Below are 23,099 nucleotides of genomic sequence, written 5' to 3' on the forward strand. Positions count from 1 at the left end.
TCTAAGCCGCTATATTAAAGTTGATTTTTCCTATTTGAGGAATGATCAGCTTTTTTTGTTATTTTCAAAATGTTTGAAACGTTAATAGCTTAGTAACGTACAGAGATATGGGAGGTGGAGGAATGAAGCAGACTAAAAGGAAGCATCTCAAGACGTTATTTGAGACATTAGGCGAAAGACATCAGTTCAACGGGACGGTTCTGGCTGCGGAGGATGGCGATATTTTATATCATCACTCTTTCGGTTATGCAGAATTGATGGAAAAACGCCCCTTGAAAACGAACTCTTTGTTTGAGTTAGCGTCGTTGTCAAAGCCTTTTACAGCTTTGGGGATCATATTGCTGGAGGAGAAAGGGATTCTTGGATATGAAGATAAAGTGGAGCGCTGGCTGCCGGGTTTTCCGTATCAGGGCGTCACGATTCGGCACTTATTGAATCATACGTCAGGGCTTCCAGATTATATTGACTGGTTTCTTGTCAATTGGGACCAAAACAAGATTGCGGTAAATCAGGATGTTGTTGATATGCTGATGAAGGAGAAGCCGCCCGGCTACTTTGCGCCGAATGAAGGCTGGCTGTACAGCAATACGGGGTATGTGCTTCTGGCAGTTCTAATTGAAAAAGCTTCCGGCATGAGCTATGCAGATTTTCTGAAACAAAACATTTTTACCCCGGTCAGCATGACGAACACCAGGGTGTATAACAGGAGACTGCGTCCTGAGCAGATTAATGACTATGCATATGGATATGTGTATGATGTGCATTCTGGAAAGTACGTTCTTCCTGATGTTCTGGAGGAAACCAAATATGTTGTGTATTTGGATGGAATACAGGGAGATGGTATGGTGAATTCTGTCACAAGCGATTTATTTCGACTTGATCAGGCTTTATATCAGGATGATTTGATCAGCAAAGCTTCTAAGGAAGCTGCGTTTTCTCCTGTGCGGCTGAATAATGGAGAAACTTTCGATTACGGATTTGGCTGGGTGCTGCATAATAGTCCTAAATACGGGCGGATTCTCAGCCATAACGGAAGCTGGCCCGGCTATTCGACTATGATGATTCGGTATATTGATCATCATAAAACGCTGATCTATTTGAGCAATAAGGAAGAAGATGCTGTATATGAACAATCGATTCTGAAGGCGGCGGAAAATATTCTTTTTGACCAGCCATATGAGATCCCAGAACGCCCTGCTGATAAAAAGAAAAAAGCAATTGATACGGCAATATACAGCCGCTATGTTGGCAGCTACTCGTTTCAGGATGGGACGGCTGCACGGGTGACAACCGAGAATGAACGGCTTTATTTGGAGATTACCGGGCAACTGAGACTGGAGTTATTCCCCTCCTCGGCAACCCGTTTCTTTCTGCGATCATTGTCTGTAGAAATCGAATTTATGTTAGGTGATGATGCTGCGAAAAGCTTTATCCTCTATGAGGATGGCACAGAAGAAGAAGCGGTCCGCACGAATTAGAAAGGAATGAATTTGATGATCGGAATATTAGCCGGAATGGGGCCAAAATCGACCTCGCCGTTTATTGATAAGGTGATTGATTACTGTCAGAAGCTGTATGGGGCATCAAACGATATCGACTATCCGCACATGATGATCTATTCTTGCCCGACGCCATTCTATGCAGAACGCCCCATTGATCATGATGAGATGAAAAGAGCGATTATTGAAGGAGCGGTAAAGCTCGAGAAGACAGGCGTTGATTTTATTGCTTTGCCCTGTAATACGGCACATGTGTACTATGATGAGATTCAGCAGGCATTGTCGGTTCCTTTGTTGCATATCATTGAGGAAACGATAAAAGAGATTCCGCATTCTGCAAAACAAGCGGTGGTTTTAGGAACAGATTCAACCATCCAATCTGCCATTTACCAAAAAGGGCTGAAGGCAAATGGACAAGAAGTTGTTCACAAGGACCATTGGCAGCAGGCTGTGAATCAACTCATTGCCGCAATCAAACAGCCTAATCATATGCAGCATACACAAGCATTGTGGCAGAAGCTATATGAAGAAATCTGCCAGGATGCAGATATTATCATTTCGGCCTGCACGGATTTAAATGCGGTGTTAGATCATATTCAAAGTGAGATTCCGATTATAGATTCCTCTGACTGTCTTGCAAAAAGCACTGTCAGCACATATCTTGACTATCAAATCTAGCTTCAAACAAGGACTGTCTCAGACAATCCTTGTTTTTTTATGTCCTATTGTTTGACAGTTACATTCGATGGTGTTAAAGTAAACATGTAAATAGTTACATGATTTTTCTGAAGGCGAGGTGGTGCTCATGAATAAGCCGGTTTTAAAACCATTCGCCTCTTTAGAAATCAGGGTTGATCCGCCTATTACCATTGGTGAGACAGGCCTGGGACTGAGACGATTAATCCCGATTCGTTCGGGAACAATAACCGGGGAAATAAAGGGGCGTATTTTGCCGGGCGGTGCCGATTCACAAATCATTCGTGCTGACGGCAGAACAGATTTATCTGCCAGGTATGTAATCGAAACAGCAGATCATGAACTGATTTACATTGAAAACAATGGAATAAGACAAGTCAGCGAGCCGTTTCGAAAACAAGCCGCGGCTGGGGAAATTATTGATCCGGAGCATGTTTATTTCCGTACGGTGCCAACATTTGAAACAGGCAGTGCAGCTTATCAATGGCTGCATGACCGCTTGTTTATCGGTTCCGCAGAAAGAACCCCTGATTACGTTCGACTAGACATTTATGAAGTACAGTAAAGACTAAGGAGAGTGTGAAAGATGGAAAACTTTATCGGAAGCCACATGATTTATACTTATGAAAACGGATGGGAATACGAGATCTATATTAAAAACGACCATACAATAGATTATAGAATTCATAGCGGAATGGTTGCCGGACGCTGGGTTCGGGATCAGGAAGTTAATATTGTCAAACTGACAGAAGGCGTATATAAAGTGTCTTGGACAGAGCCGACAGGGACAGATGTTTCATTAAACTTTATGCCGAATGAAAAACGCATGCACGGCATTATTTTCTTCCCAAAATGGGTGCATGAACATCCTGAAATTACAGTCTGCTATCAAAATGACCACATTGATCTGATGAAAGAATCACGCGAAAAATATGAAACATACCCAAAATACGTTGTACCTGAATTTGCGGAGATTACATTTCTGAAAAATGAGGGAGCCGACAATGAAGAAGTGATTTCGAAAGCTCCTTATGAAGGAATGACAGACGATATTCGCGCGGGAAAACTGTAAAAAACAAAAAACCCGGGAAAGAGAATTACTTCTCTTTCCCGGGTTTTCTTTATGCTGTATATTCGGGAACCATCACAATTCCCCCGAAAAACAGTATGATTCCAGTCCAGCGGATGGGCTGGTAATAGGCGGTGTCCCGTAAAACACCACTGCTGACAAAATGATAAGACAAGCTGCCACAACGATGACAGCACCAATGTATCCTGTTTTCCCCATGTTTATTCTCCTTGTGAAGGGAATAGTTTCTGCCTTTTTTCAGCTTCAGGGTCGTTTTCAATCGCAATCTCTGAATCTAAAATCAGCGTCTCTCTTGTTTCCTCATGATACGCCGGCCATTTTACATCTTCAGTGCTTGGGTTCCCTGTTTTGGCGAACGTGATCCATGCTGATTGTATGGTGTGAGAGAGCTGTTTCACTTCATCCGTAATCTCTGCTTTTGCCATCCGTTCTAACCCGTCCAGATTTCCGAAAACAAAAGGAAGCTCTAATGCGTGAAACGCTTTATTATACGGCGGCTTATCAGAGTGCCAATCGAATCGGTACATCCAGACAGGCGCGTAATGGGACTGTGCGGAGGCATAGGCGACGGCCGGGCGCCAAAATAACAAATCAGTCATCATATGAATTTGGCTTTCCAGCGAACGCGGATACAGATCGGCGGCTTTCTCTGCCAGCGGCTGCCCTAATAAATACACAAGCGCGGCATCAAACGTTTCCTGAGAATGAACGTCTGAGTCCGGGGTGAAAAATAAATATCCTTCATCGCGGTTTGTTCCGATTAACAGCGGAATGCCGGCAGCAGCACCTTCTGCGATCGCTTTTTCTGGTTCAGCAGGCAGCGTTTTCGGATCAAGGGCGGGCTGGAAGAACAGCTGAAAGAGATTTTCATTTTCTGCTTTCCGAAGCTGATCGGCCGCTTTAAGCAAATCTTCCGCAGATACAGTATGCAACCTGTCCAATTGGCTCTCGTCAATCCCAAGGACCTCTAAAAAGGCTGCCGCGGTGCTAGCCGCTTTTTCTTTTGTCATCGTTCTGGAAGCGCCACTTTCCATGATTGCTTTCTGGAACAGGCCTTTTGCCGCAGGCATTGCGAGCAGCGCGGCAATGCTCATGCCGCCTGCTGATTCTCCAAATACTGTTACGTTATCCGGATCACCGCCAAATGCTGAGATATTGTCTCGCACCCATTTCAGTGCGGCGGCTTGGTCCAAAAGCCCAAGGTTATCGGAATACGTCTCATCAAACGAAGACAAATGTAAAAATCCAAACGGCCCCAGACGATAATTCAGTGTAACGACAATGACTTCTCCCTGCGCCGCAAGTCTTGACCCATCATATAATGGCTCACTGCCCGCTCCAAGATAAAAAGCGCCGCCGTGAATCCATACCATGACAGGCAGGTTTTGACTTGGAGTATCAGGCGCAAATACATTGATATACAAGCAATCCTCAGACTGGCGGGGCAGCTCAGTATACGAAAGTGACAGCAAATCAGACGGCTGCGGGCAAATAGAGCCGTATGCTGTTGCGTCCAGTTCGTTCTCCCACGCTTCAGGAGGTTCCGGTGCTTTAAAACGCAATGGCCCGACAGGAGGTTTGGCATAGGGGATGCCTTTCCATTTATGTACGCCGTTTTCTGTTGTGCCTTTTACTTTGCCGTATTGAGTTGTTACTGTTTTATGAGACATCGCACTCTCTCCCTTTTTCCCCCATTATAAACAGATTTAGTCTGCAGATGCGAACGTTTACCCTTAGCCAAAATCTATCTTCCCATCGTTTTGAAAAAGGACTTGACTTCCTGGACGGTCAAGCCGATTTCTCTTGCTTCTGCCATCAGCGCTTTCCATTCTTCTATATTGGATTCCGTCAGTTTGCGGTTGCGATAGGAAGCCATTTCAGGCTGTTCTTTCTTTAGTATGTTCGTAAAAGTGAACAACTCTTCCTTTTCCATTCCGGCTTGGACCGCTTGCACAAGATGCACGCGCCATTCTTCTTCACTGCCGCTGATTTTTTCATACATCATTGTTTCTGCGTCGAATAATTCTGTTAATTCAACTTCCAGTGTAGCGGAAATTTTCTTTAAGAATTGAACGGATGGATTCGTATGAACGCCTCTTTCAATCTTGCTTAAATAGGATTTAGATACTCCTGACTCCACAGCCAGCTGATTAATAGAATAGCCTTTTCTTTTACGGTACAAACGGATAATTCTTCCAATCATGATATGAAATTCTCCTCTATTCCTGTCGTTATTTTGTTCATTATAAGGAATTATTCGTTCTTTATAAAATTTAAAATAATAAGGGAAGTGCAGTAAATAAGAGGAAAATCATGATTTTGTTCTCTAAAGAGAACTTATTGGCTTATTTTGCAATTTTTAAATAATAAAGTTTTCTTTTATAATCCAATCATTAACAGAAAGGGGCGCGGGAAGCCAGCCGCGGGAAGGCTGAAGGCTATGAACACATGAATGAGGAGAATATGAGTTTTAAAGAATTATATGCGATTGTCAGACACAGATTCGTGCTGATTCTGCTCCTCACAATCGGCGTCACCCTTATTACGGGCTTTGTGCAATTTAAGGTCATTTCACCGACTTATCAAGCGTCGACGCAAGTGCTGGTTCATGAATCAGACGGTGAAGAAAACTCGAATCTCAGTGACATCCAGCGAAATCTTCAGTACAGCAGCACGTTCCAATCGATTATGAAAAGCACTGCCTTGATGGAAGAGGTCAAGGCGGAATTGCATCTTTCTGAATCGGCTTCCTCGCTGAAAGGAAAAGTAGTTACCAGCAGTGAAAATGAATCAGAAATTATCACCGTAGCCGTTCAGGACCACGATCCGGCGATAGCGGCTGAGATTGCGAACACATTAGTGAACAAGTTTGAAAAAGAAGTAGATGAAAGAATGAATGTACAAGGCGTGCATATTTTATCAGAGGCGAAGGCTTCTGAAAGCCCAATGATCAAGCCGGCCCGGATGAGAAATCTGGTCATGGCTTTTGGCGCTGCTGTCATGGGCGGCATTACACTGGCATTTTTTCTGCATTTTCTCGATGATACGTGCAAAAGCGCACGGCAGCTCAGCGAGAGAACCGGATTGCCATGCTTAGGCTCCGTCCCTGATGTCCAAAAAGGGCGGAATCGCGGGATAAAACATTTCGGGGAGTGAAGCGAGTGGTCTTTAGAAAAAAGAAAGCAAGGCGAGGTTTGGCTCAAATATCCGTTTTACACAACAAATCAATTGTTGCGGAACAATACCGCACCATTCGGACAAACATTGAGTTTTCATCCGTCCAGACCAACTTGCGGTCTATCCTCGTCACCTCCTCTGTGCCTGGTGAAGGTAAATCGTTCAGTGCAGCGAATCTTGCGGCTGTCTTTGCACAGCAGCAAGAAAAGAAAGTGCTGCTGGTGGATGCCGATTTAAGAAAGCCGACCATCAATCAGACATTTCAGGTTGAGAATGTAACCGGGCTGACAAATGTGCTGGTCGGGAATGCTTCACTCAGTGAGACGGTGCAAAAGACGCCGATCGATAACTTGTATGTGCTGACAAGCGGACCGACCCCGCCGAATCCGGCTGAACTGCTGTCTTCAAAAGCGATGGGAGATTTAATATCTGACATCTATGAACAATTCAGCCTCGTCATCTTTGATTCCCCTCCGCTTTTGGCTGTTGCAGATGCTCAGATTTTAGCAAATCAGACAGACGGCAGCGTGCTCGTCGTTTTAAGCGGAAAAACGAAAACCGATACCGTCTTGAAAGCGAAGGATGCCCTGGAACAATCCAATGCAAAGCTGTTAGGCGCTCTTTTAAACAAAAAGAAGATGAAAAAATCGGAACACTATTCCTACTAAATAGATGGTAAAGGTGATGTCTCCTGACCTGTATCAATGGAGGCACTCGGCTCTGCTGTGGGCAGCTGAAGTTGCTGCCTTAGATGCTGGTCGTCGGTGGCGGGGCGTGAGGACGGGTTAAATGCCCACTTATCTGATATATACATAGGATGTGTTGTCGGTTTAGCTGCTGCCGATGTTTTGGAGGACGAAAACCGCCGCAGCTAAACCGATAAAAGAATTAGGGGGGAAAAGGTTGAGTTACCGGAGAAGACTGTCAATGATTATTGCGCTGGATACTTATCTCGTTTTAAATTCAGTTATTGCAGGATATCAATTTTTAAAAGATTCCTATCAATTTTATGACTCCGGAGCATTATTGCTTACAGCTGTCAGCTTGCTCCTCAGCTATCATGTGTGTGCTTTCCTGTTCCGTCAGTATAAACAGGTGTGGACATACACCGGTCTCGGCGAGCTGATCGTCCTGCTTAAGGGCATTACGCTTTCAGCCGCTGTGACAGGCGTCATTCAGTATGCTGTGTATCATACGATGTTCTTCCGTCTGTTAACCGCATGCTGGGTGCTTCAGCTTTTGTCTATCGGAGGAACCCGTGTTTTATCCAGAGTGTTAAAAGAAAGCATCAGAAAAAACCGCAGCGCCTCATCCCGCGCGCTGATTATCGGGGCGGGCTCAGGAGGGACTCTGATGGTCAGGCAGCTGCTTTCAAAAGATGATCCTGACATCATACCTGTCGCTTTTATTGATGACGACCAAACGAAGCATAAATTAGAAATCATGGGGCTGCCCGTAATCGGCGGAAAAGAAAGTATCATGCCTGCCGTGCAAAAGCTCAAAATTAACTATATTATTATTGCCATTCCTTCACTCCGCACCCATGAGCTTCAGGTGTTATATAAAGAATGTGTGCGAACTGGAGTAAACATTAAAATTATGCCTCATTTTGATGAAATGCTGCTCGGCACACGAACTGCCGGACAAATCAGAGATGTAAAAGCTGAGGATTTGCTCGGCAGAAAGCCGGTAACCCTCGACACAAGCGAAATTTCGAACCGCATCAAAGGAAAAACCGTTCTCGTCACGGGAGCGGGCGGATCAATCGGCTCGGAAATCTGCCGGCAGATCAGCGCGTTTCAGCCTAAGGAAATCATTCTGCTCGGCCATGGAGAAAACAGCATTCATTCAATTTTTACAGAGCTGAACGGGCGATTCGGCAAACACATTGTGTTTCATACAGAAATTGCGGATGTGCAGGACCGCGATAAAATGTTTACCTTGATGAAAAAGTACGAGCCGCACGTTGTCTACCATGCAGCTGCCCATAAGCATGTGCCTTTAATGGAACATAATCCTGAAGAGGCTGTCAAAAACAACATCATCGGAACAAAAAATGTCGCGGAAGCAGCCGATATGTCGGGGACAGAGACGTTTGTGCTGATTTCATCAGACAAAGCGGTGAACCCGGCTAATGTAATGGGGGCGACAAAACGATTCGCCGAGATGATTATTATGAATCTTGGAAAAATCAGCAGAACAAAATTTGTCGCTGTCCGCTTCGGCAATGTGCTCGGGAGCCGCGGCAGCGTCATTCCGGTTTTCAAAAAACAGATTGAAAAAGGCGGACCCGTGACGGTAACACATCCGGCCATGACCCGTTATTTCATGACAATTCCCGAGGCCTCAAGGCTTGTCATCCAGGCCGGGGCACTGGCGAAAGGGCGTCAGATTTTCGTTCTCGATATGGGAGAGCCCGTAAAGATTGTGGACCTTGCCAAAAACCTCATTCATTTGTCCGGCTACACCACTGAGCAGATTCCAATCGAATTCACAGGCATTCGTCCCGGCGAAAAAATGTATGAGGAATTGCTGAACAAAAATGAAGTACACGCTGAACAAATCTTTCCGAAAATCCATATCGGCAAAGCCGTTGACGGCGATTGGCCGGTGCTGATGCGCTTTATCGAGGATTTTCATGATCTGCCGGAAGCCGATCTGAGAGCGAGGCTGTTTGCGGCAATCAATACATCAGACAAAATGACGGCTGCCAGTGTTCATTAGGGGGAGTGAAGATGACGAAAAAGATATTGTTTTGCGCAACTGTCGATTATCATTTTAAGGCCTTTCACCTCCCTTACTTTAGATGGTTTAAGCGAATGGGCTGGGAGGTTCATGTTGCCGCGAGCGGACAAACCAAGCTGCCGTATGTGGATGAGAAATTTTCCATCCCAATTCGGAGGTCACCCTTTCATCCTCAAAATCTGGCCGTTTACAGACATCTCAAGGACGTGATCGACACCAATCAATACGACATTGTCCATTGCCATACGCCGGTTGGCGGCGTGCTAGCCAGACTTGCGGCGAGGCAGGCACGGCGGCACGGAACAAAGGTGCTGTACACAGCGCACGGATTTCACTTCTGTACCGGAGCGCCGATGAAAAATTGGCTTCTTTACTATCCGGTTGAGAAATGGCTTTCGGCATACACAGACTGCCTGATTACGATCAATGAAGAGGATTACACACGGGCGAAAGGACTTCAAAGGCCGGGCGGAAAGACGCAGAAAATTCACGGCATCGGCGTCAATACCGAGCGGTTCCGGCCTGTCAGCCTGGAAGAGCAGCAAAAACTCAGAGAAAAACACGGATTCCGTGAAGACGATTTTATATTGGTTTATCCGGCTGAGCTCAATCTGAACAAAAACCAGAAGCTCTTAATTGAAGCAGCAGCCTTGCTGAAAGAAAACATTCCGTCGCTCCGCCTTGTTTTTGCCGGAGAAGGGGCGATGGAACAAGCGTATCGAGCATTGGCTGAAAAACTTGGCGCTTCCGGCAATGTCCGTTTTTACGGCTTTTGCCGCGACATTCACGAGCTGATTCAGCTTGCAGATGTATCTGTCGCATCCAGCATCAGAGAAGGCCTCGGCATGAATGTGCTAGAGGGGATGGCGGCGGAAAAACCGGCGATTGCCACGGATAACCGCGGGCATCGGGAAATCATCCGGGACGGAGAAAACGGTTTTCTGATCAAAATCGGTGACAGTGCCGCTTTTGCCCGCCGGATTGAACAGCTTTACCATAAGCCAGAACTTTGCAGAAAGCTGGGACAGGAAGGCCGAAAAACGGCCTTGCGCTTTTCGGAGGCGCGAACGGTGGAAGAAATGGCAGATATTTATTCCGCGTACATGGATATGGATACAAAGGAGAAAAGCGTATGAACTCAGGACCAAAAGTTTCTGTCATTATGGGCATTTATAATTGTGAACGCACTTTGGCGGAAAGCATTGAATCTATACTCAGCCAATCCTATAAAAATTGGGAGCTGATTATGTGCGATGATGCGTCAACAGACGGCACGCTCCGCATCGCGAAGCAGTATGCCGCTCATTATAGCGATCGCATCAAGCTGATTCAAAACAAAACAAACAAACGGCTTGCCGCTTCCTTAAATCATTGTCTTTCGCATGCGACAGGTGAGTATATCGCACGTCAGGATGGAGACGATCTTTCATTCCCGCGCCGTCTGGAAAAGCAGGTCGCGTTTTTAGAAAAGCACCACCATTATCAAGTGGTTGGCACCGGCATGCTTGTATTTGATGAATGTGGCGTAAGAGGGACACGCATCCTGCCTTCTGTTCCGGAGCCGGGCATCATGGCAAAAGGGACCCCGTTTTGCCACGGAACGATTATGATGAGAGCCAGCGCCTATCGTACGCTGAAAGGCTACCGTTCGGTGCGGCGGACGAGACGGATGGAGGATATTGATTTGTGGCTGCGCTTTTTTGAAGAAGGATTCAGGGGCTACAATCTCCAGGAAGCCTTGTATAAAGTAAGGGAAGACAGCGATGCATTCAAGCGGCGGTCATTTACGTATTCCATTGACAATGCCATCCTTGTCTACCAGGCGTGCAGACGCTTGAAACTTCCTTTATCTGATTACATATATATTGTAAAACCGTTAATCCGCGCGTTGATGCCTCCAGCCGTGATGAATCGCTACCACAAAAAAAGAGTGATGAATCACAAGGAAGGGCTTGTCAAACATGAGTAGCAGCCAAAAACGCGTGCTCCATGTTCTCAGCGGCATGAACAGGGGCGGAGCGGAAACCATGGTGATGAATTTATATCGGAAAATGGACAGAAGCAAAGTGCAATTTGATTTTTTAACGTATCGAAATGATCCGTGCGCTTATGATGAAGAGATTTTATCTTTAGGCGGGCGCCTTTTTTATGTCCCGAGCATCGGGCAAAGCAATCCCCTTACATTTGTGAGGAACGTAAGAAGCACGATAAAAGAAAACGGTCCGTTCAGCGCCGTTCATGCACACACGGATTTCCAAACAGGCTTTATCGCTCTCGCGGCAAGGCTTGCCGGAGTGCCGATCAGGGTATGCCATTCCCACAATACGTCATGGAAGACCGGCTTCAATTGGAAGGATCGCCTGCAGCTAATGGTGTTTAGGCGGCTTATTTTGGCGAATGCGACAGCCTTGTGTGCGTGCGGAGAGGATGCGGGCAGGTTTTTATTCGGGCAGTCCAACATGGAGCGGGAGCGTGTTCAACTCCTTCCTAACGGGATTGATCTTGATTTGTTCGCCCCAAATGGGCAAAGGGATGATGTAGAAAAAACAGCACGCGGCATTGCAGTTGACCGGCTCATCATTGGCCATGTGGCCCGGTTTCATGAAGTGAAAAACCACGCATTTCTGCTGAAGCTTGCCGCACATCTCAAAGAAAGAGGCGTTCGCTTTCAGCTCGTTCTTGCAGGAGACGGGCCGCTGCGCGAGAAAATGGAAGAGGAGGCGCGGCGGCAGAATCTACTTTCAGATGTCCTCTTTTTAGGCACTGAAGAACGCATTCATGAGCTAATGCGCACATTTGATGTGTTTGTCATGCCGTCTCTGTATGAAGGCTTGCCGGTTGTGCTTGTGGAAGCACAGGCGTCGGGGCTTCCATGCATCATATCAGACAACATTACAGATAAAGTTGACGCTGGGCTCGGGCTTGTGACGAGATTGAGCCTCTCTGAGCCGATCGGCATCTGGGCTGAAACCATTGCAAGAGCGGCCGCCGCAGGCAGGCCAAAGCAGGAGCTCATCAAAGATACACTCGCCGAACGCGGCTATGATGCACAGCAAAATGTAGAAGCGCTGCTGAATGTATACAACATCACTAGCGGAAAAGGACAATAAACGATGATTATATATGTCGTCAATATGGGGATTGTATATATTTGGTCTTGGTTTGCCAAAATGTGCGGCGGCCGTGACGATTCGCTCGCCACGGGGTATCGGCCGAATAAGCTTTTGATCTGGATTCCGCTTGCCTCACTTGTGCTCGTGTCGGGTCTCCGTTACAGAGTCGGCACGGATTTTCAGACGTACACACTGTTGTACGAATTGGCGGGCGATTATCAAAATGTGTGGCAGATATTCGGTTTCGGCACAGCAAAAACGACGACAGATCCAGGCTTTACCGCACTCCTTTGGCTGATGAATTTTATCACGGAAGATCCGCAAATCATGTATATAACGGTTGCGGCAGTGACCTACAGTTTGGTTATTAAGACACTTGCTGATTACGGAAGGCCGTTTGAGCTGAGTGTCTTTTTATTTTTAGGAACCTTTCATTATTACGCGTCTTTTAACGGCATCAGGCAATACATGGTGGCAGCCGTTTTGTTTTGGGCGATCCGTTATATCATCAGCGGGAACTGGAAGCGATATTTTCTGATTGTGCTGATCAGCTCGCTCTTTCATTCCTCGGCGCTGATTATGATTCCAGTGTACTTTATTGTCAGAAGAAAAGCCTGGTCACCGGCAATATTCGGCTTATCCGCTTTATTTCTCGGCATGACGTTTTTATATCAAAAATTTGTGTCTGTGTTTGTCGTTGTGCTAGAAAACAGCTCATACAGCCATTATGAAAAATGGCTCATGACAAACACAAATGGAATGAATGTGATCAAAATCGCTGTCTTGGTTCTGCCTCTGTTTCTCGCCTTTTGCTACAGGGCGCGTCTGAGGAAGCTGTGGCCGCAAATTGATATCGTCGTCAATTTATGCCTGCTCGGTTTTTTATTCGGGCTTTTGGCCACAAAGGACGTAATCTTTGCCAGATTTAATATTTATTTCGGCTTGTATCAAATGATCCTAGTCCCTTATTTCGTCAGGATATTTGATGAAAAATCGAATGCCCTTATCTATATCGCTATCGTTGTTTGTTATTTTCTTTACAGTTATTTGCTTATGCCGGTTGATTCGTCCGTTCTGCCTTACAGAACGATTTTTTCCCGGTAATTTATGCAAGAGGAGCCGGTCAATATGGAAACACCTGCGGTTAGTCTGTTAGTCGCTGTTTATAACACAGAAACATATATCAGAATGTGTCTCGAATCACTGCGGAACCAGACTTTGGGCAATATTGAAATCATCATCGTAAATGACGGTTCAGCAGATGCCAGCCCGGATATCGCGGAGGAATACGCCAAAAAGGATCATAGGTTCAGGGTGATTCATCAGGAGAACCAGGGTCTCGGTGCTGTTCGGAATAAAGGCATTGAGGCGGCACGCGGGGAGTTTATTGCGTTTATAGATTCAGACGATTGGATCGAGCCTGATTATTGCGAGCGGATGCTTCAGGCAGCAGGCGATGAAACTGATCTGGTCATTTGCAATTACGCCGCGGAATTTGAGGACACTGGAAAAACCATGATCTCTGACATTGCGGAAACCTATCAGGGGCAGCCGAAGGAGCACTATATCAAGGCGTTATTCGAAGGGAAGGTCAGAGGGTTTTCATGGAACAAACTATACAGAAGAAGCATGATTAAAGCACGTCGGCTGTTGTTTCCGCTCCGTGGCGAGCTGGAGCATGTCGAGGATCAGTTTTTCAGTTTCCGGGCTCATTTTTTCGCCCGCTCGGTATCCTATGTAAAATCGCCGCTCTATCATTACCGAATTCACCTTTCATCCATCGTGCAAAGCTATCAGAAAAAACTGTTTCAATCAGGGCTTGCGCTGTATGAGGCGAATGCAGCGTTTTTGCAGGAGAACAACAAACTGGAGGAGTATCATAAGGAGCTTGATACCTTTATCGTTCTTCACAGCAGTATCTGTATGCTGAATGAATGGAAAACAAGCGGCAGCCGCCGGCTGTTCGAAAAGCTTAAAAATGTCGGCGTGATTTGCGCGGACCCGGTATTTCAGGAGAGCCTCTCAAAAACGGGTACGGCGCCTTTTGACGCAAAACGGTCATGCCTGCTTCTGATGGCGAAATACAGAATGATTCCGTTCGTCGCTATGGCGTCGGCCGTGTATCAGCGGGTAATCGAGTACAAAATGAGAAACAGAGGGTGAGGACATGTCGTTACAATCGTTGAAAATCAACCTTGCAGAATGGCTGCTGCTTAAGGTCAAATACCCGTCCCAATATTGGCTGGGTGCGGCCGATCAGCCTATAAGGGCCAAAGCACATCAGAAAAAAATCATACTAACCCTGCTGCCGTCCCATGACAATTTGGGTGATCACGCAATTGCATATGCCAGCAAGACATTTCTTGAGCGGGAATACCCCGATTTTGACATTGTCGAGGTCGATATGAAGGACATTTACAAATCTGCAAAAGCACTGCTCCGCTCACGCCATCCGGAGGATATGGTCTTTATCATCGGCGGCGGAAACATGGGTGATTTATACCGTTATGAGGAGTGGACGCGCCGCTTCATTATTAAAACATTTCACAATTATCGAGTTGTCCAGCTTCCGGCAACGGCTCATTTTTCTGACACGAAAAAGGGGCGCAAAGAGCTGAAACGGGCGCAGAAAATTTATAACGCACACCCCGGCCTATTGTTGATGGCACGGGATGAAACAACGTATCAATTTATGAAACAGCATTTTCAAGAAAAAACGATTTTGAAGCAGCCGGACATGGTGCTGTATTTAGATAGAAGCAAGACCCCAGCAGAGCGCGAAGGGGTTTATATGTGTTTGCGCGAGGATCAGGAAAGCGTGCTTCAGGAGGATGAGAGAAATCGGGTAAAGGCTGCGCTATTTGAAGAATTCGGTGAGATCAAGTCCTTTACAACAACGATCGGGCGCAGGGTCAGCCGAGATTCACGGGAGCAGGAGCTTGAAGCGCTGTGGTCTAAGCTGCAAAGCGCAGAAGCCGTTGTCACTGACAGGCTTCACGGCATGATTTTTTGCGCGCTGACAGGAACGCCGTGTGTCGTCATCCGCTCCTTTGATCACAAGGTGATGGAAGGCTATCAATGGCTCAAAGACATCCCATCCATGAAGTTGATTGAACATCCGGATCCAGAGCGTGTGACAGCCGCAGTAAAAGAGCTGTTAACAAAAGAAACACCCCGTTCCGGCTTTCCGAGAGACGTGTATTTTAAAGGGCTGCGGGATAAAATCAGCGGTGAAGCGCAATGACCCCGCTCGTCAGTATTATTGTCCCGATGTACAACGTTGAACCATTTATAGAGGAGTGCATTGACTCTCTGCTTCGTCAAACGCTTTCTGATATTGAAATCATCCTCGTGAATGACGGAACACCGGACCGTTCAGGCGAGATTGCAGAGGACTATGCAAAACGGGATGCGAGAATCCGGGTCATTCATCAGACAAACGGCGGGCTGAGTTCAGCACGAAATGCGGGAATAAAGGCCGCGCGGGGCACTTACATCGGATTTGTTGACGGAGATGATTATGTATCTTCCTACATGTTTCAGAGGCTGATTGAAGAAGCAGAGCAAAATCGGCTGGACATCGCGGGGTGCGGTTTTTATAAGCAGTCAGCGGACAGTCGGACATATGTGCCTCCGCAGCTTGACACAAACCGCGTGCTGACAAAAGCGGAAATGGCTGAACGGCTTAAACATGCTCACGAAACGAGGTTTATCTGGTATGTATGGCGTTATGTTTATCGCCGTGAGCTTTTGGAGAGGGCGAATCTGCTGTTTGATGAAGATATCCGTTTTGCTGAAGACTCCCCCTTCAATTTGTCCGCTTTTTGCGAAGCGGAGCGGGTGAAAATGCTGGATGAAGGCTTGTACATCTATCGTGAAAACCCGAACAGCCTGACAGAAATTCCTTATAAGCCGGCGATGGATGAACATATTCAAAAGCAATATCAGGCGAAAATCGCATTCTACAATCATTACGGTTTAGAAAGTGCATGTAAAGAAGATTTGAATGTATACATTTGCAAGCACCAGCTACCGATGCTTCTCGCAAACGCCTGTGCTTCTCCGAATCCGCCGAAAGACATCAAAAAGCAGATCAGACACATTTTATCCTATGACATGGTGCGGCAGGCTGTCAGAAATACACCAGTTCAGCATGAGAAATTATTAAGAGGCGAGCGTTTGGTATTAGGACTGTGCAAATTGCGGCTCACATTTCTCATCAAGCTGTTCTTCGAGCAGCGGGGAACGATGAAAGGCAGTGCGAAGCAGGCATGAAATTCACGATAAACTTCAGTGCAAATCTCACGGCCTTTCTATTGTCTGTTTTCCTGTCGGTCTGGATGACGCCTTTTATTGTCAAAACGCTTGGTGTGGAAGCGTTCGGCTTTGTTCATTTGACCCAAAACGTGATTAATTACTTTTCGATCATCACCGTGGCGCTCAGCTCGGTTGTCGTGCGGTTCTTTTCTGTCGCTGCCCACAGGGGAGAGCATGATAAAGCAAGTGCGTATATCAGCAATTATTTAGCGGCGTCTGTTCTGATTTCATTGCTTCTGTTGCTGCCTCTTGCGGGTTCGGCTTTCTTTATTGACCGCGTCATGAACGTGCCGCCGGCGCTTTTGGCAGATGTGCGTTTGTCGATTTTGATCGGCAGTCTGCTGTTTATTTTAACGTTTCTGATGGCGGGCTTCGGCGCTGCACCATTTTATGCCAACCGCCTTTACATCACGAGCTCAATTCAGGCAGTGCAAATGCTTGTACGCGTTCTGTCTGTGCTGCTCTTGTTTGCATGCTTTGCGCCAAAAATCTGGCAGATCCAGCTTGCCGCTTTAGCTGGCGCTGTCATCGCGTCTTTGCTGTCTTTCTATTTCTTCAAAAAACTGATTCCGTGGTTTTCGTTTCGTATAAAGGATATTTCCTTCCGCGTAAGCAGGGAGCTGTTTCAGGCGGGCGCATGGAGCTCCGTCAATCAAATCGGCGTCCTGCTTTTTTTGCAGATTGATCTATTAACCGCCAATTTGGTGCTGGGGGCGGCCGCCTCCGGGAAATACGCGGCGATTATCCAGTTTCCGCTGCTGCTGCGCAGCTTAGCTGGAACGGTCGCATCCCTGTTTGCGCCTCTTATGACTTCGTATTATTCAAAAGGCGATATGGACGGATTAGTGAATTACGCCAACAAGGCAGTGAGGCTGAACGGTCTTTTGCTTGCGCTCCCTGCTGCCTTATTGGGCGGATTGGCAGGGCCTTTTCTGACGATCTGGCTCGGACCGTCCTTTTCGTCTATCGCACCGCTTTTATATATTCATGCCGGATACTTGGTGGTCAGCCTCGCTTTTATGCCGCTGTTTTATATATGGACCGCCTTTAATAAACAAAAAACACCGGCGATCGTTACCCTGCTGCTAGGCGCTGTGAATGTGGTTCTGGCCGTCGTGCTGAGCGGGCCGGCTCATCTCGGTTTGTACGGCATAACATTGGCGGGGGCGATTTCCCTTATTTTGAAAAATGCCATCTTTACGCCGCTTTACGTATCCCGTATTACCGGCTACAGAAAGCACGTGTTCTTTAAAGGCATAATCGGGCCTCTTTCAGCGGCTGTGTTTGCCTGGGCGGTCTGTGAGGCAATCCGGTTCGTTGTGAAGATTGACGACTGGACATCACTGATAGCAGCAGGAATGACAGTCAGCTGCTGCTACGCTGTTTTCGCTTTTATGCTCGTTTGTACGAAAGAGGAAAGACAGCTGGCACTAAAACGGTTTCGAAAAACGAAAGGAGCTGTGAATCTTTGATCCTGAAACGACTTTTTGATCTGACGGCCGCTATTTTTTTATTGTGCTGTACGAGCATCATCATTCTGTTCACCATCGCCGTTGTCAGGCTGAAAATAGGATCACCTGTCTTCTTTAAGCAAGTAAGGCCGGGTCTGCACGGCAAGCCATTCACTCTTTATAAATTTCGAACGATGACGGATGAACGGGACAGTGAAGGAAATCTGCTGCCTGATGAAGTCCGGCTGACGAAAACGGGCAGGCTGATCAGAAAGCTGAGCATCGATGAGCTTCCGCAGCTGCTGAATGTCCTAAAAGGCGACTTGAGCCTTGTCGGCCCGCGGCCGCTTTTGATGGACTATCTGCCCCTTTATACAGAAAGGCAGTCACGGCGCCATGAGGTGAAGCCGGGTATCACAGGCTGGGCGCAAATCAACGGCAGAAACGCGATTTCCTGGGAAAAGAAATTTGAATTAGATGTTTGGTACGTTGACAACCGATCATTTTTTCTCGATTTGAAAATTTTATGTTTGACGGTGCGAAAAGTACTTGTTTCTGAAGGGATTCAGCAAACCAATCATGTGACCGCCGAACGGTTTACTGGTAGCGGAGATGTGTCCTCATGAGAAACGTGGCCATTGTGGGTGACGGCGGACACGGAAAGGTGATAAGAGAGCTGATAAACGCCCGGTCAGACACGCGCTTAGCCGCGGTGCTGGATGATAAATTTCAAACATTTAAAGCCGGAAAAGAGTGGTACACAGGCCCGCCGGAAGCCGTTGCTGAATTGCGCACGCTCATTCCTGATGTGTTGTTTCTGATCGCCATCGGAAACAACCGTGTCAGAAAACAGTTGGCGGAGCGGCTGGGACTGAAGAAAGAAGATTTCATTACATTGATTCACCCGTCAGCCATTGTCAGCAAGTCGGCTGTTATCGGGGAAGGGACGGTGATTATGGCGGGCGCGATCATTCAGGCGGATGCGCGTATCGGCGCCCACTGCATCATCAATACAGGTGCGGTGGCAGAGCACGACAATCAAATCAGCGATTACGTTCATCTATCTCCGCGTGTCACGCTGTCAGGGGCTGTTGCCGTTCAGGAAGGCGCTCACGTGGGAACCGGCGCGGCCGTCATCCCGCAACTCACAATCGGATCTTGGAGCATTGTCGGCGCCGGCTCCACGGTGATCCGTTCCATACCGGACAGGGTAACGGCGGCCGGTGCCCCGGCGCGTATTATTTCTTCCATTCAAACATAAAACAAAGGATGATTATATGCATAAAAGAATCTACTTATCTCCCCCTCACATGAGCGGCAGAGAGCAGCACTATATTTCAGAAGCCTTTCGCTCAAACTGGATTGCGCCGCTTGGGCCACTCGTGAATTCATTTGAAGAACAACTGGCTGAACGCGTCGGCGTAAAAGGGGCGGCTGCGGTCAGCTCAGGAACGGCGGCGATTCATCTGGCGCTGCGCTTGCTTGAGGTAAAAGAAGGAGACAGCGTGTTTTGCCAGTCCTTCACATTTGTAGCAACTGCCAACCCGATTTTGTATGAAAAAGCGGTACCCGTCTTTATTGATTCTGAGCCCGATACGTGGAATATGTCACCGAAAGCCCTTGAACGAGCGCTGGAGGCTGCGAAAAGAAACGGAAAGCTGCCCAAAGCGGTCATTGCTGTCAATCTATATGGGCAAAGCGCGAAAATGGATGACATCGTAAGCCTGTGCGAGGCATACGGAGTTCCTGTCATTGAGGACGCAGCCGAATCTCTCGGCACAGTTTATAAAGGGAAGCAAAGCGGGACATTCGGGCGCTTCGGCATTTTTTCATTTAACGGAAACAAAATTATTACCACATCGGGGGGCGGAATGCTCGTTTCAGACGATGAAGCCGCCATTGAGAAAGCACGGTTTCTCGCTTCACAGGCACGAGAGCCGGCTGTTCATTATCAGCACAGCGAAATCGGATACAATTACAGACTGAGCAATATCCTCGCCGGCGTGGGCATTGCCCAGCTTGAGGTATTGGATGAGCGGGTGGAGAAAAGAAGGGCCATATTCACAAGATACAAAAACGCACTCGGTCACATAAACGGCGTCCGCTTTATGCCAGAGCATGCAGCAGGTGTATCCAATCGCTGGCTGACCACGCTCACACTTGATAACGGGCTGAGCCCATATGACGCGGTTCAACGCCTTGCGGAAGAAAACATTGAAGCACGGCCGTTGTGGAAGCCGCTCCATACCCAGCCGCTGTTTGAGCCGTCTTTATTTTATTCTCATGAAGATACAGGAAGCGTATGCGAAGATCTTTTCAAACGAGGGATCTGTCTCCCATCAGGATCAAATCTGACGGAAAAAGAGCAAGACCGGGTCATTGATGTGCTAGCACACTTATTCCAAACTGGCGAGGTGAAGAAATGGACAGCAAGCATTCGATGATCAGCCTGAAACAGAAACTGTCCGGGCTGCTCGATGTCATTCCGAAACAGTCCGAGATCATATATGCCGACTACCCTCTATACGGAAATGTAGGGGATTTATTTATTATGAAGGGCACAGAAGCCTTCTTTAAAGAACATGGGATCCGGGTCAGAAAACGCTGGAATCCCGACAATTTTCCACTTGGGCGAAAGCTGGATCCGAATCACATCATCGTCTGCCAGGGAGGCGGCAACTTCGGGGATTTGTATCCGTATTATCAAGGCTTTAGAGAGAAAATCGTCCAAACCTATCCGAACCACAAAATCGTGATCCTGCCGCAATCGATTTATTTTCAAAATGAAGACAATCTCAAACGGACGGCGGAGATATTTTCTAAGCATGCAAATCTCCATATCATCACTAGGGAAAAAGCCTCCTATGCAACGGCGCAGGCTTATTTTACAAGCAATCAGATTAGGCTTCTGCCTGATATGGCTCATCAGTTGTTTCCCGTTGTTCCCACGCAGCAGCCGTTCAACCAAAAGCTGAGATTTATCAGAACAGATCATGAAGCAAACAAGGAGCTTCAGGAACACGCAAAAGCTGAAAGCTACGACTGGCGCACGGTGCTGTCAGCTTCAGACCGCCGGACGATCGCTTTTCTGCAAACGCTGAACGTCCTGAACAAAAAAGCGGGCAACCCTCTGCCCATCGCGTATATATGGGAAAAATACTCGGATTATATCGTCAAAAAAGCGATTCGTTTTTTCAGCCGTTACGAATCGGTGGAAACGTCAAGGCTGCACGGCCACATCCTGTCCTCTCTTCTTCAAAAAGAAAACACGGTCATTGATAATTCCTACGGGAAAAACGCCAATTACTATCATACCTGGATGAAAGGAGTGCCAAGCACCCGACTCATCCAGAACGCCTCAAAGAAGGAAAACCTTCCTGCTCACATGTGAGCGGAAGGTTTATTTTGATTCTCCCCGTTTGACTTTGTTGTACGCTTCATCTAAATGCTGAATCCGTTTCAAAACGACTGCGTTTTTCGTCAGCTGGTCCTGCACAAGCGTAGAGACGACAGAACGGTAGTAGCTGTTCATCGCGTGGATTTTATCCTCAGACTGATTCATTTCAATATGCTGTTTTAAATTCTCAATAAAATAAGGGACGGAAAAAAGTTCAGACATTTCTTTGGCAGCTCCTTTTTCATAAATGTATACGGTGTGATCTCAATCATGTACAATGAAGAAAGGGGAGTGAGCAAGATGGATATGAAACTTCAGCAAGTACAAGTATTAAAGCCTCAACTGACACAGGAGCTCAGGCAGGCCATCACGCTGCTTGGCTATCATTCGGCAGAACTCGCCGAATACATTGATGAGCTCTCACTGGAAAACCCTCTTATTGAACGAAAGGAAACAGACACACCGCCATTATCTTACCATAAAACAAACAAAAACAGGATGAATGCACAGGAAGCAGGCCTTCAATTAAGTGATCCGCAAAAAACACTGCAGGATGTATTAAAACAGCAGTCACTCGATATGAATCTGACAAACTCCGAAAAAAAGATTTTTAATTATCTGATTCATTCGCTTGATTCGAACGGGTACTTGGAAGAAGATATGGAGGAGGCAGCACGGCGACTATCTGTTTCCACCAAGGAAGCGGAAGCGGTTTTGGCAAAACTCCAGTCGTTAGAGCCTGCTGGAATCGGCGCAAGATCTCTGCAAGAATGCATTCTTCTCCAATTACAGCGGCTGCCGAACAGAAATGAACAAGCGGAAATGCTTGTTTCTGCTCATTTTGATGCTTTTGCGCAAAAGAACTGGAAAGCGCTTTCAAAGGAAACGGGAATTCCGCTTCATACGATTCAGGATATCTCTGATGACATCGCAGCTCTTCATCCAAGACCGGGCCTTCTATTTGCACGGCCGGAGCAAGATATGTATATCGAGCCTGACATTTTTATCACCGTGAAAAACGGTCACATCGCAGCGGAGCTGAACACCCGCTCGTTTCCAGAGATAGACCTGCATCCGCAGTACAGAACACTTTTATCGTCCGGCTCCTGTCAGGATACCGCCTCTTATTTATCTGTGAAATACCAGGAATGGCGCTGGCTGAGCCGCGCGCTGCGACAGCGAAAGCAGACGATCACGAGAATTGTCAATGAGCTGATCACTCGCCAAAAGGATTTCTTTCTGAAAGGGCGAAGCGCAATGAAGCCGCTGACTCTCAGAGAGATAGCGGACTGCCTAAGCCTTCATGAATCAACTGTGAGCCGGGCAATCAAAGGGAAAACGATGCAAACGCCGTACGGACTGTTTGAGATGAAACTCTTTTTCTCAGCAAAGGCCGAGGCTTCGGGAGATGGAGACGCGTCTAACTATGCAGTCAAAACGCATCTAGAAGACCTGGTCAATCATGAGGACAAAACAAAACCGCTCTCAGATCAAAAGCTTGCCGATTTGCTATATGAACAGCACGGCATCCAAATTTCCAGACGCACAGTCGCAAAATACCGCGATCAAATGAACATCCCATCATCGGCAGCGAGAAAACGGTATAAATAAAAT

22 protein-coding genes and 2 pseudogenes are annotated in these 23,099 nt (G+C 47.0%); 20 read left to right on the forward strand and 4 right to left on the reverse strand.

Annotated features, from left to right (window positions below):
- The first annotated feature begins 122 nt into the window (after window positions 1-122).
- The 4 genes from AC4CV5_RS03685 (at window position 123) to padC (ending at window position 3,267) form a co-directional block, all read left to right on the forward strand.
- Window positions 123-1,478, forward strand: coding sequence for a serine hydrolase (locus AC4CV5_RS03685; protein ID WP_490922094.1), 1,356 nt, complete (start codon window positions 123-125; stop codon window positions 1,476-1,478).
- 15 nt (window positions 1,479-1,493) lie between these two features.
- Window positions 1,494-2,177 carry an aspartate/glutamate racemase family protein gene (locus tag AC4CV5_RS03690; RefSeq protein WP_490922095.1) on the forward strand — a complete coding sequence of 228 codons (684 nt, stop codon included), beginning with the start codon at window positions 1,494-1,496 and terminating at the stop codon, window positions 2,175-2,177.
- Between the two features lie 127 nt (window positions 2,178-2,304).
- On the forward strand, window positions 2,305-2,760 hold the full coding sequence (locus AC4CV5_RS03695; RefSeq protein WP_490922096.1) for a DUF3237 domain-containing protein: 456 nt from the start codon (window positions 2,305-2,307) through the stop codon (window positions 2,758-2,760).
- A gap of 21 nt (window positions 2,761-2,781) precedes the next feature.
- Entirely contained in the window at window positions 2,782-3,267 is a 486-nt protein-coding gene (gene padC / locus AC4CV5_RS03700; RefSeq protein WP_003235304.1) for a phenolic acid decarboxylase, read from the forward strand.
- Window positions 3,268-3,316: 49 nt separating this feature from the next.
- Here padC and AC4CV5_RS03705 read toward each other — a convergent pair.
- The 3 genes and pseudogenes from AC4CV5_RS03705 to slrR all read right to left on the reverse strand — a co-directional run bounded on the left by AC4CV5_RS03705 (window position 3,317) and on the right by slrR (window position 5,488).
- Window positions 3,317-3,483, reverse strand: a pseudogene (locus AC4CV5_RS03705) (hypothetical protein).
- Window positions 3,484-3,485: 2 nt separating this feature from the next.
- A complete protein-coding gene (pnbA, locus tag AC4CV5_RS03710; RefSeq protein WP_166848141.1) occupies window positions 3,486-4,955 on the reverse strand; it encodes a para-nitrobenzyl esterase in 1,470 nt (489 codons plus the stop codon).
- Window positions 4,956-5,029: 74 nt separating this feature from the next.
- Entirely contained in the window at window positions 5,030-5,488 is a 459-nt protein-coding gene (slrR, locus tag AC4CV5_RS03715; protein WP_222142069.1) for an HTH-type transcriptional regulator SlrR, read from the reverse strand.
- 245 nt (window positions 5,489-5,733) lie between these two features.
- On the opposite strand from slrR, the gene AC4CV5_RS03720 reads away from it, so the two are divergent.
- The 15 genes and pseudogenes from AC4CV5_RS03720 (at window position 5,734) to AC4CV5_RS03790 (ending at window position 21,479) form a co-directional block, all read left to right on the forward strand.
- Window positions 5,734-6,441, forward strand: a complete 708-nt coding sequence (locus AC4CV5_RS03720; protein ID WP_490922097.1) for a YveK family protein — start codon at window positions 5,734-5,736, stop codon at window positions 6,439-6,441.
- Between the two features lie 5 nt (window positions 6,442-6,446).
- Window positions 6,447-7,130 carry a protein tyrosine kinase EpsB gene (epsB, locus tag AC4CV5_RS03725; RefSeq protein WP_014115245.1) on the forward strand — a complete coding sequence of 228 codons (684 nt, stop codon included), beginning with the start codon at window positions 6,447-6,449 and terminating at the stop codon, window positions 7,128-7,130.
- Window positions 7,131-7,365: 235 nt separating this feature from the next.
- Window positions 7,366-9,186, forward strand: a complete 1,821-nt coding sequence (locus tag AC4CV5_RS03730; RefSeq protein WP_175271359.1) for a polysaccharide biosynthesis protein — start codon at window positions 7,366-7,368, stop codon at window positions 9,184-9,186.
- A gap of 11 nt (window positions 9,187-9,197) precedes the next feature.
- Window positions 9,198-10,343 carry a glycosyltransferase family 4 protein gene (locus AC4CV5_RS03735; RefSeq protein ID WP_222142066.1) on the forward strand — a complete coding sequence of 382 codons (1,146 nt, stop codon included), beginning with the start codon at window positions 9,198-9,200 and terminating at the stop codon, window positions 10,341-10,343.
- A complete protein-coding gene (gene epsE / locus AC4CV5_RS03740; protein ID WP_166848150.1) occupies window positions 10,340-11,176 on the forward strand; it encodes a glycosyltransferase EpsE in 837 nt (278 codons plus the stop codon). The genes AC4CV5_RS03735 and epsE overlap by 4 nt, the downstream gene beginning before the upstream one ends.
- Window positions 11,169-12,324, forward strand: a pseudogene (locus AC4CV5_RS03745) (glycosyltransferase family 1 protein). The gene epsE and the pseudogene AC4CV5_RS03745 overlap by 8 nt, the downstream one beginning before the upstream one ends.
- The gene (gene epsG / locus AC4CV5_RS03750) at window positions 12,321-13,424 is read left to right on the forward strand and encodes a biofilm exopolysaccharide biosynthesis protein EpsG (protein ID WP_490922098.1); all 1,104 of its coding nucleotides are present in this window, start codon (window positions 12,321-12,323) and stop codon (window positions 13,422-13,424) included. The pseudogene AC4CV5_RS03745 and the gene epsG overlap by 4 nt, the downstream one beginning before the upstream one ends.
- Before the next feature lie 24 nt (window positions 13,425-13,448).
- Window positions 13,449-14,483, forward strand: a complete 1,035-nt coding sequence (locus AC4CV5_RS03755; protein ID WP_166848157.1) for a glycosyltransferase family 2 protein — start codon at window positions 13,449-13,451, stop codon at window positions 14,481-14,483.
- Window positions 14,484-14,487: 4 nt separating this feature from the next.
- On the forward strand, window positions 14,488-15,564 hold the full coding sequence (locus AC4CV5_RS03760) for a polysaccharide pyruvyl transferase family protein (protein WP_166848160.1): 1,077 nt from the start codon (window positions 14,488-14,490) through the stop codon (window positions 15,562-15,564).
- Window positions 15,561-16,595, forward strand: coding sequence for a glycosyltransferase (locus AC4CV5_RS03765; protein WP_166848162.1), 1,035 nt, complete (start codon window positions 15,561-15,563; stop codon window positions 16,593-16,595). The genes AC4CV5_RS03760 and AC4CV5_RS03765 overlap by 4 nt, the downstream gene beginning before the upstream one ends.
- Window positions 16,592-18,109 (forward strand): MATE family efflux transporter, encoded by a 1,518-nt coding sequence (locus tag AC4CV5_RS03770; protein ID WP_490922099.1) that lies wholly within the window; start codon window positions 16,592-16,594, stop codon window positions 18,107-18,109. Before AC4CV5_RS03765 ends, AC4CV5_RS03770 begins: the two co-directional genes overlap by 4 nt.
- Window positions 18,106-18,714: a sugar transferase gene (locus AC4CV5_RS03775; protein WP_166848167.1), complete on the forward strand. Its 609-nt coding sequence runs from the start codon at window positions 18,106-18,108 to the stop codon at window positions 18,712-18,714. Before AC4CV5_RS03770 ends, AC4CV5_RS03775 begins: the two co-directional genes overlap by 4 nt.
- Window positions 18,711-19,349, forward strand: coding sequence for an acetyltransferase (locus AC4CV5_RS03780; RefSeq protein WP_326222137.1), 639 nt, complete (start codon window positions 18,711-18,713; stop codon window positions 19,347-19,349). The genes AC4CV5_RS03775 and AC4CV5_RS03780 overlap by 4 nt, the downstream gene beginning before the upstream one ends.
- A gap of 16 nt (window positions 19,350-19,365) precedes the next feature.
- Window positions 19,366-20,532: a DegT/DnrJ/EryC1/StrS family aminotransferase gene (locus AC4CV5_RS03785; RefSeq protein ID WP_166848172.1), complete on the forward strand. Its 1,167-nt coding sequence runs from the start codon at window positions 19,366-19,368 to the stop codon at window positions 20,530-20,532.
- Window positions 20,511-21,479, forward strand: a complete 969-nt coding sequence (locus AC4CV5_RS03790) for a polysaccharide pyruvyl transferase family protein (protein WP_166848174.1) — start codon at window positions 20,511-20,513, stop codon at window positions 21,477-21,479. Before AC4CV5_RS03785 ends, AC4CV5_RS03790 begins: the two co-directional genes overlap by 22 nt.
- A 9-nt stretch (window positions 21,480-21,488) precedes the next feature.
- On the opposite strand, the gene yvfG is transcribed toward AC4CV5_RS03790, so the two are convergent.
- Window positions 21,489-21,707: a protein YvfG gene (yvfG, locus tag AC4CV5_RS03795; RefSeq protein WP_003219905.1), complete on the reverse strand. Its 219-nt coding sequence runs from the start codon at window positions 21,705-21,707 to the stop codon at window positions 21,489-21,491.
- 78 nt (window positions 21,708-21,785) lie between these two features.
- On the opposite strand from yvfG, the gene rpoN reads away from it, so the two are divergent.
- The gene (rpoN, locus tag AC4CV5_RS03800) at window positions 21,786-23,096 is read left to right on the forward strand and encodes an RNA polymerase factor sigma-54 (RefSeq protein ID WP_166848177.1); all 1,311 of its coding nucleotides are present in this window, start codon (window positions 21,786-21,788) and stop codon (window positions 23,094-23,096) included.
- Window positions 23,097-23,099: the final 3 nt, after the last annotated feature.

The sequence above is a fragment of the Bacillus sp. NS1 genome (assembly GCF_058248265.1).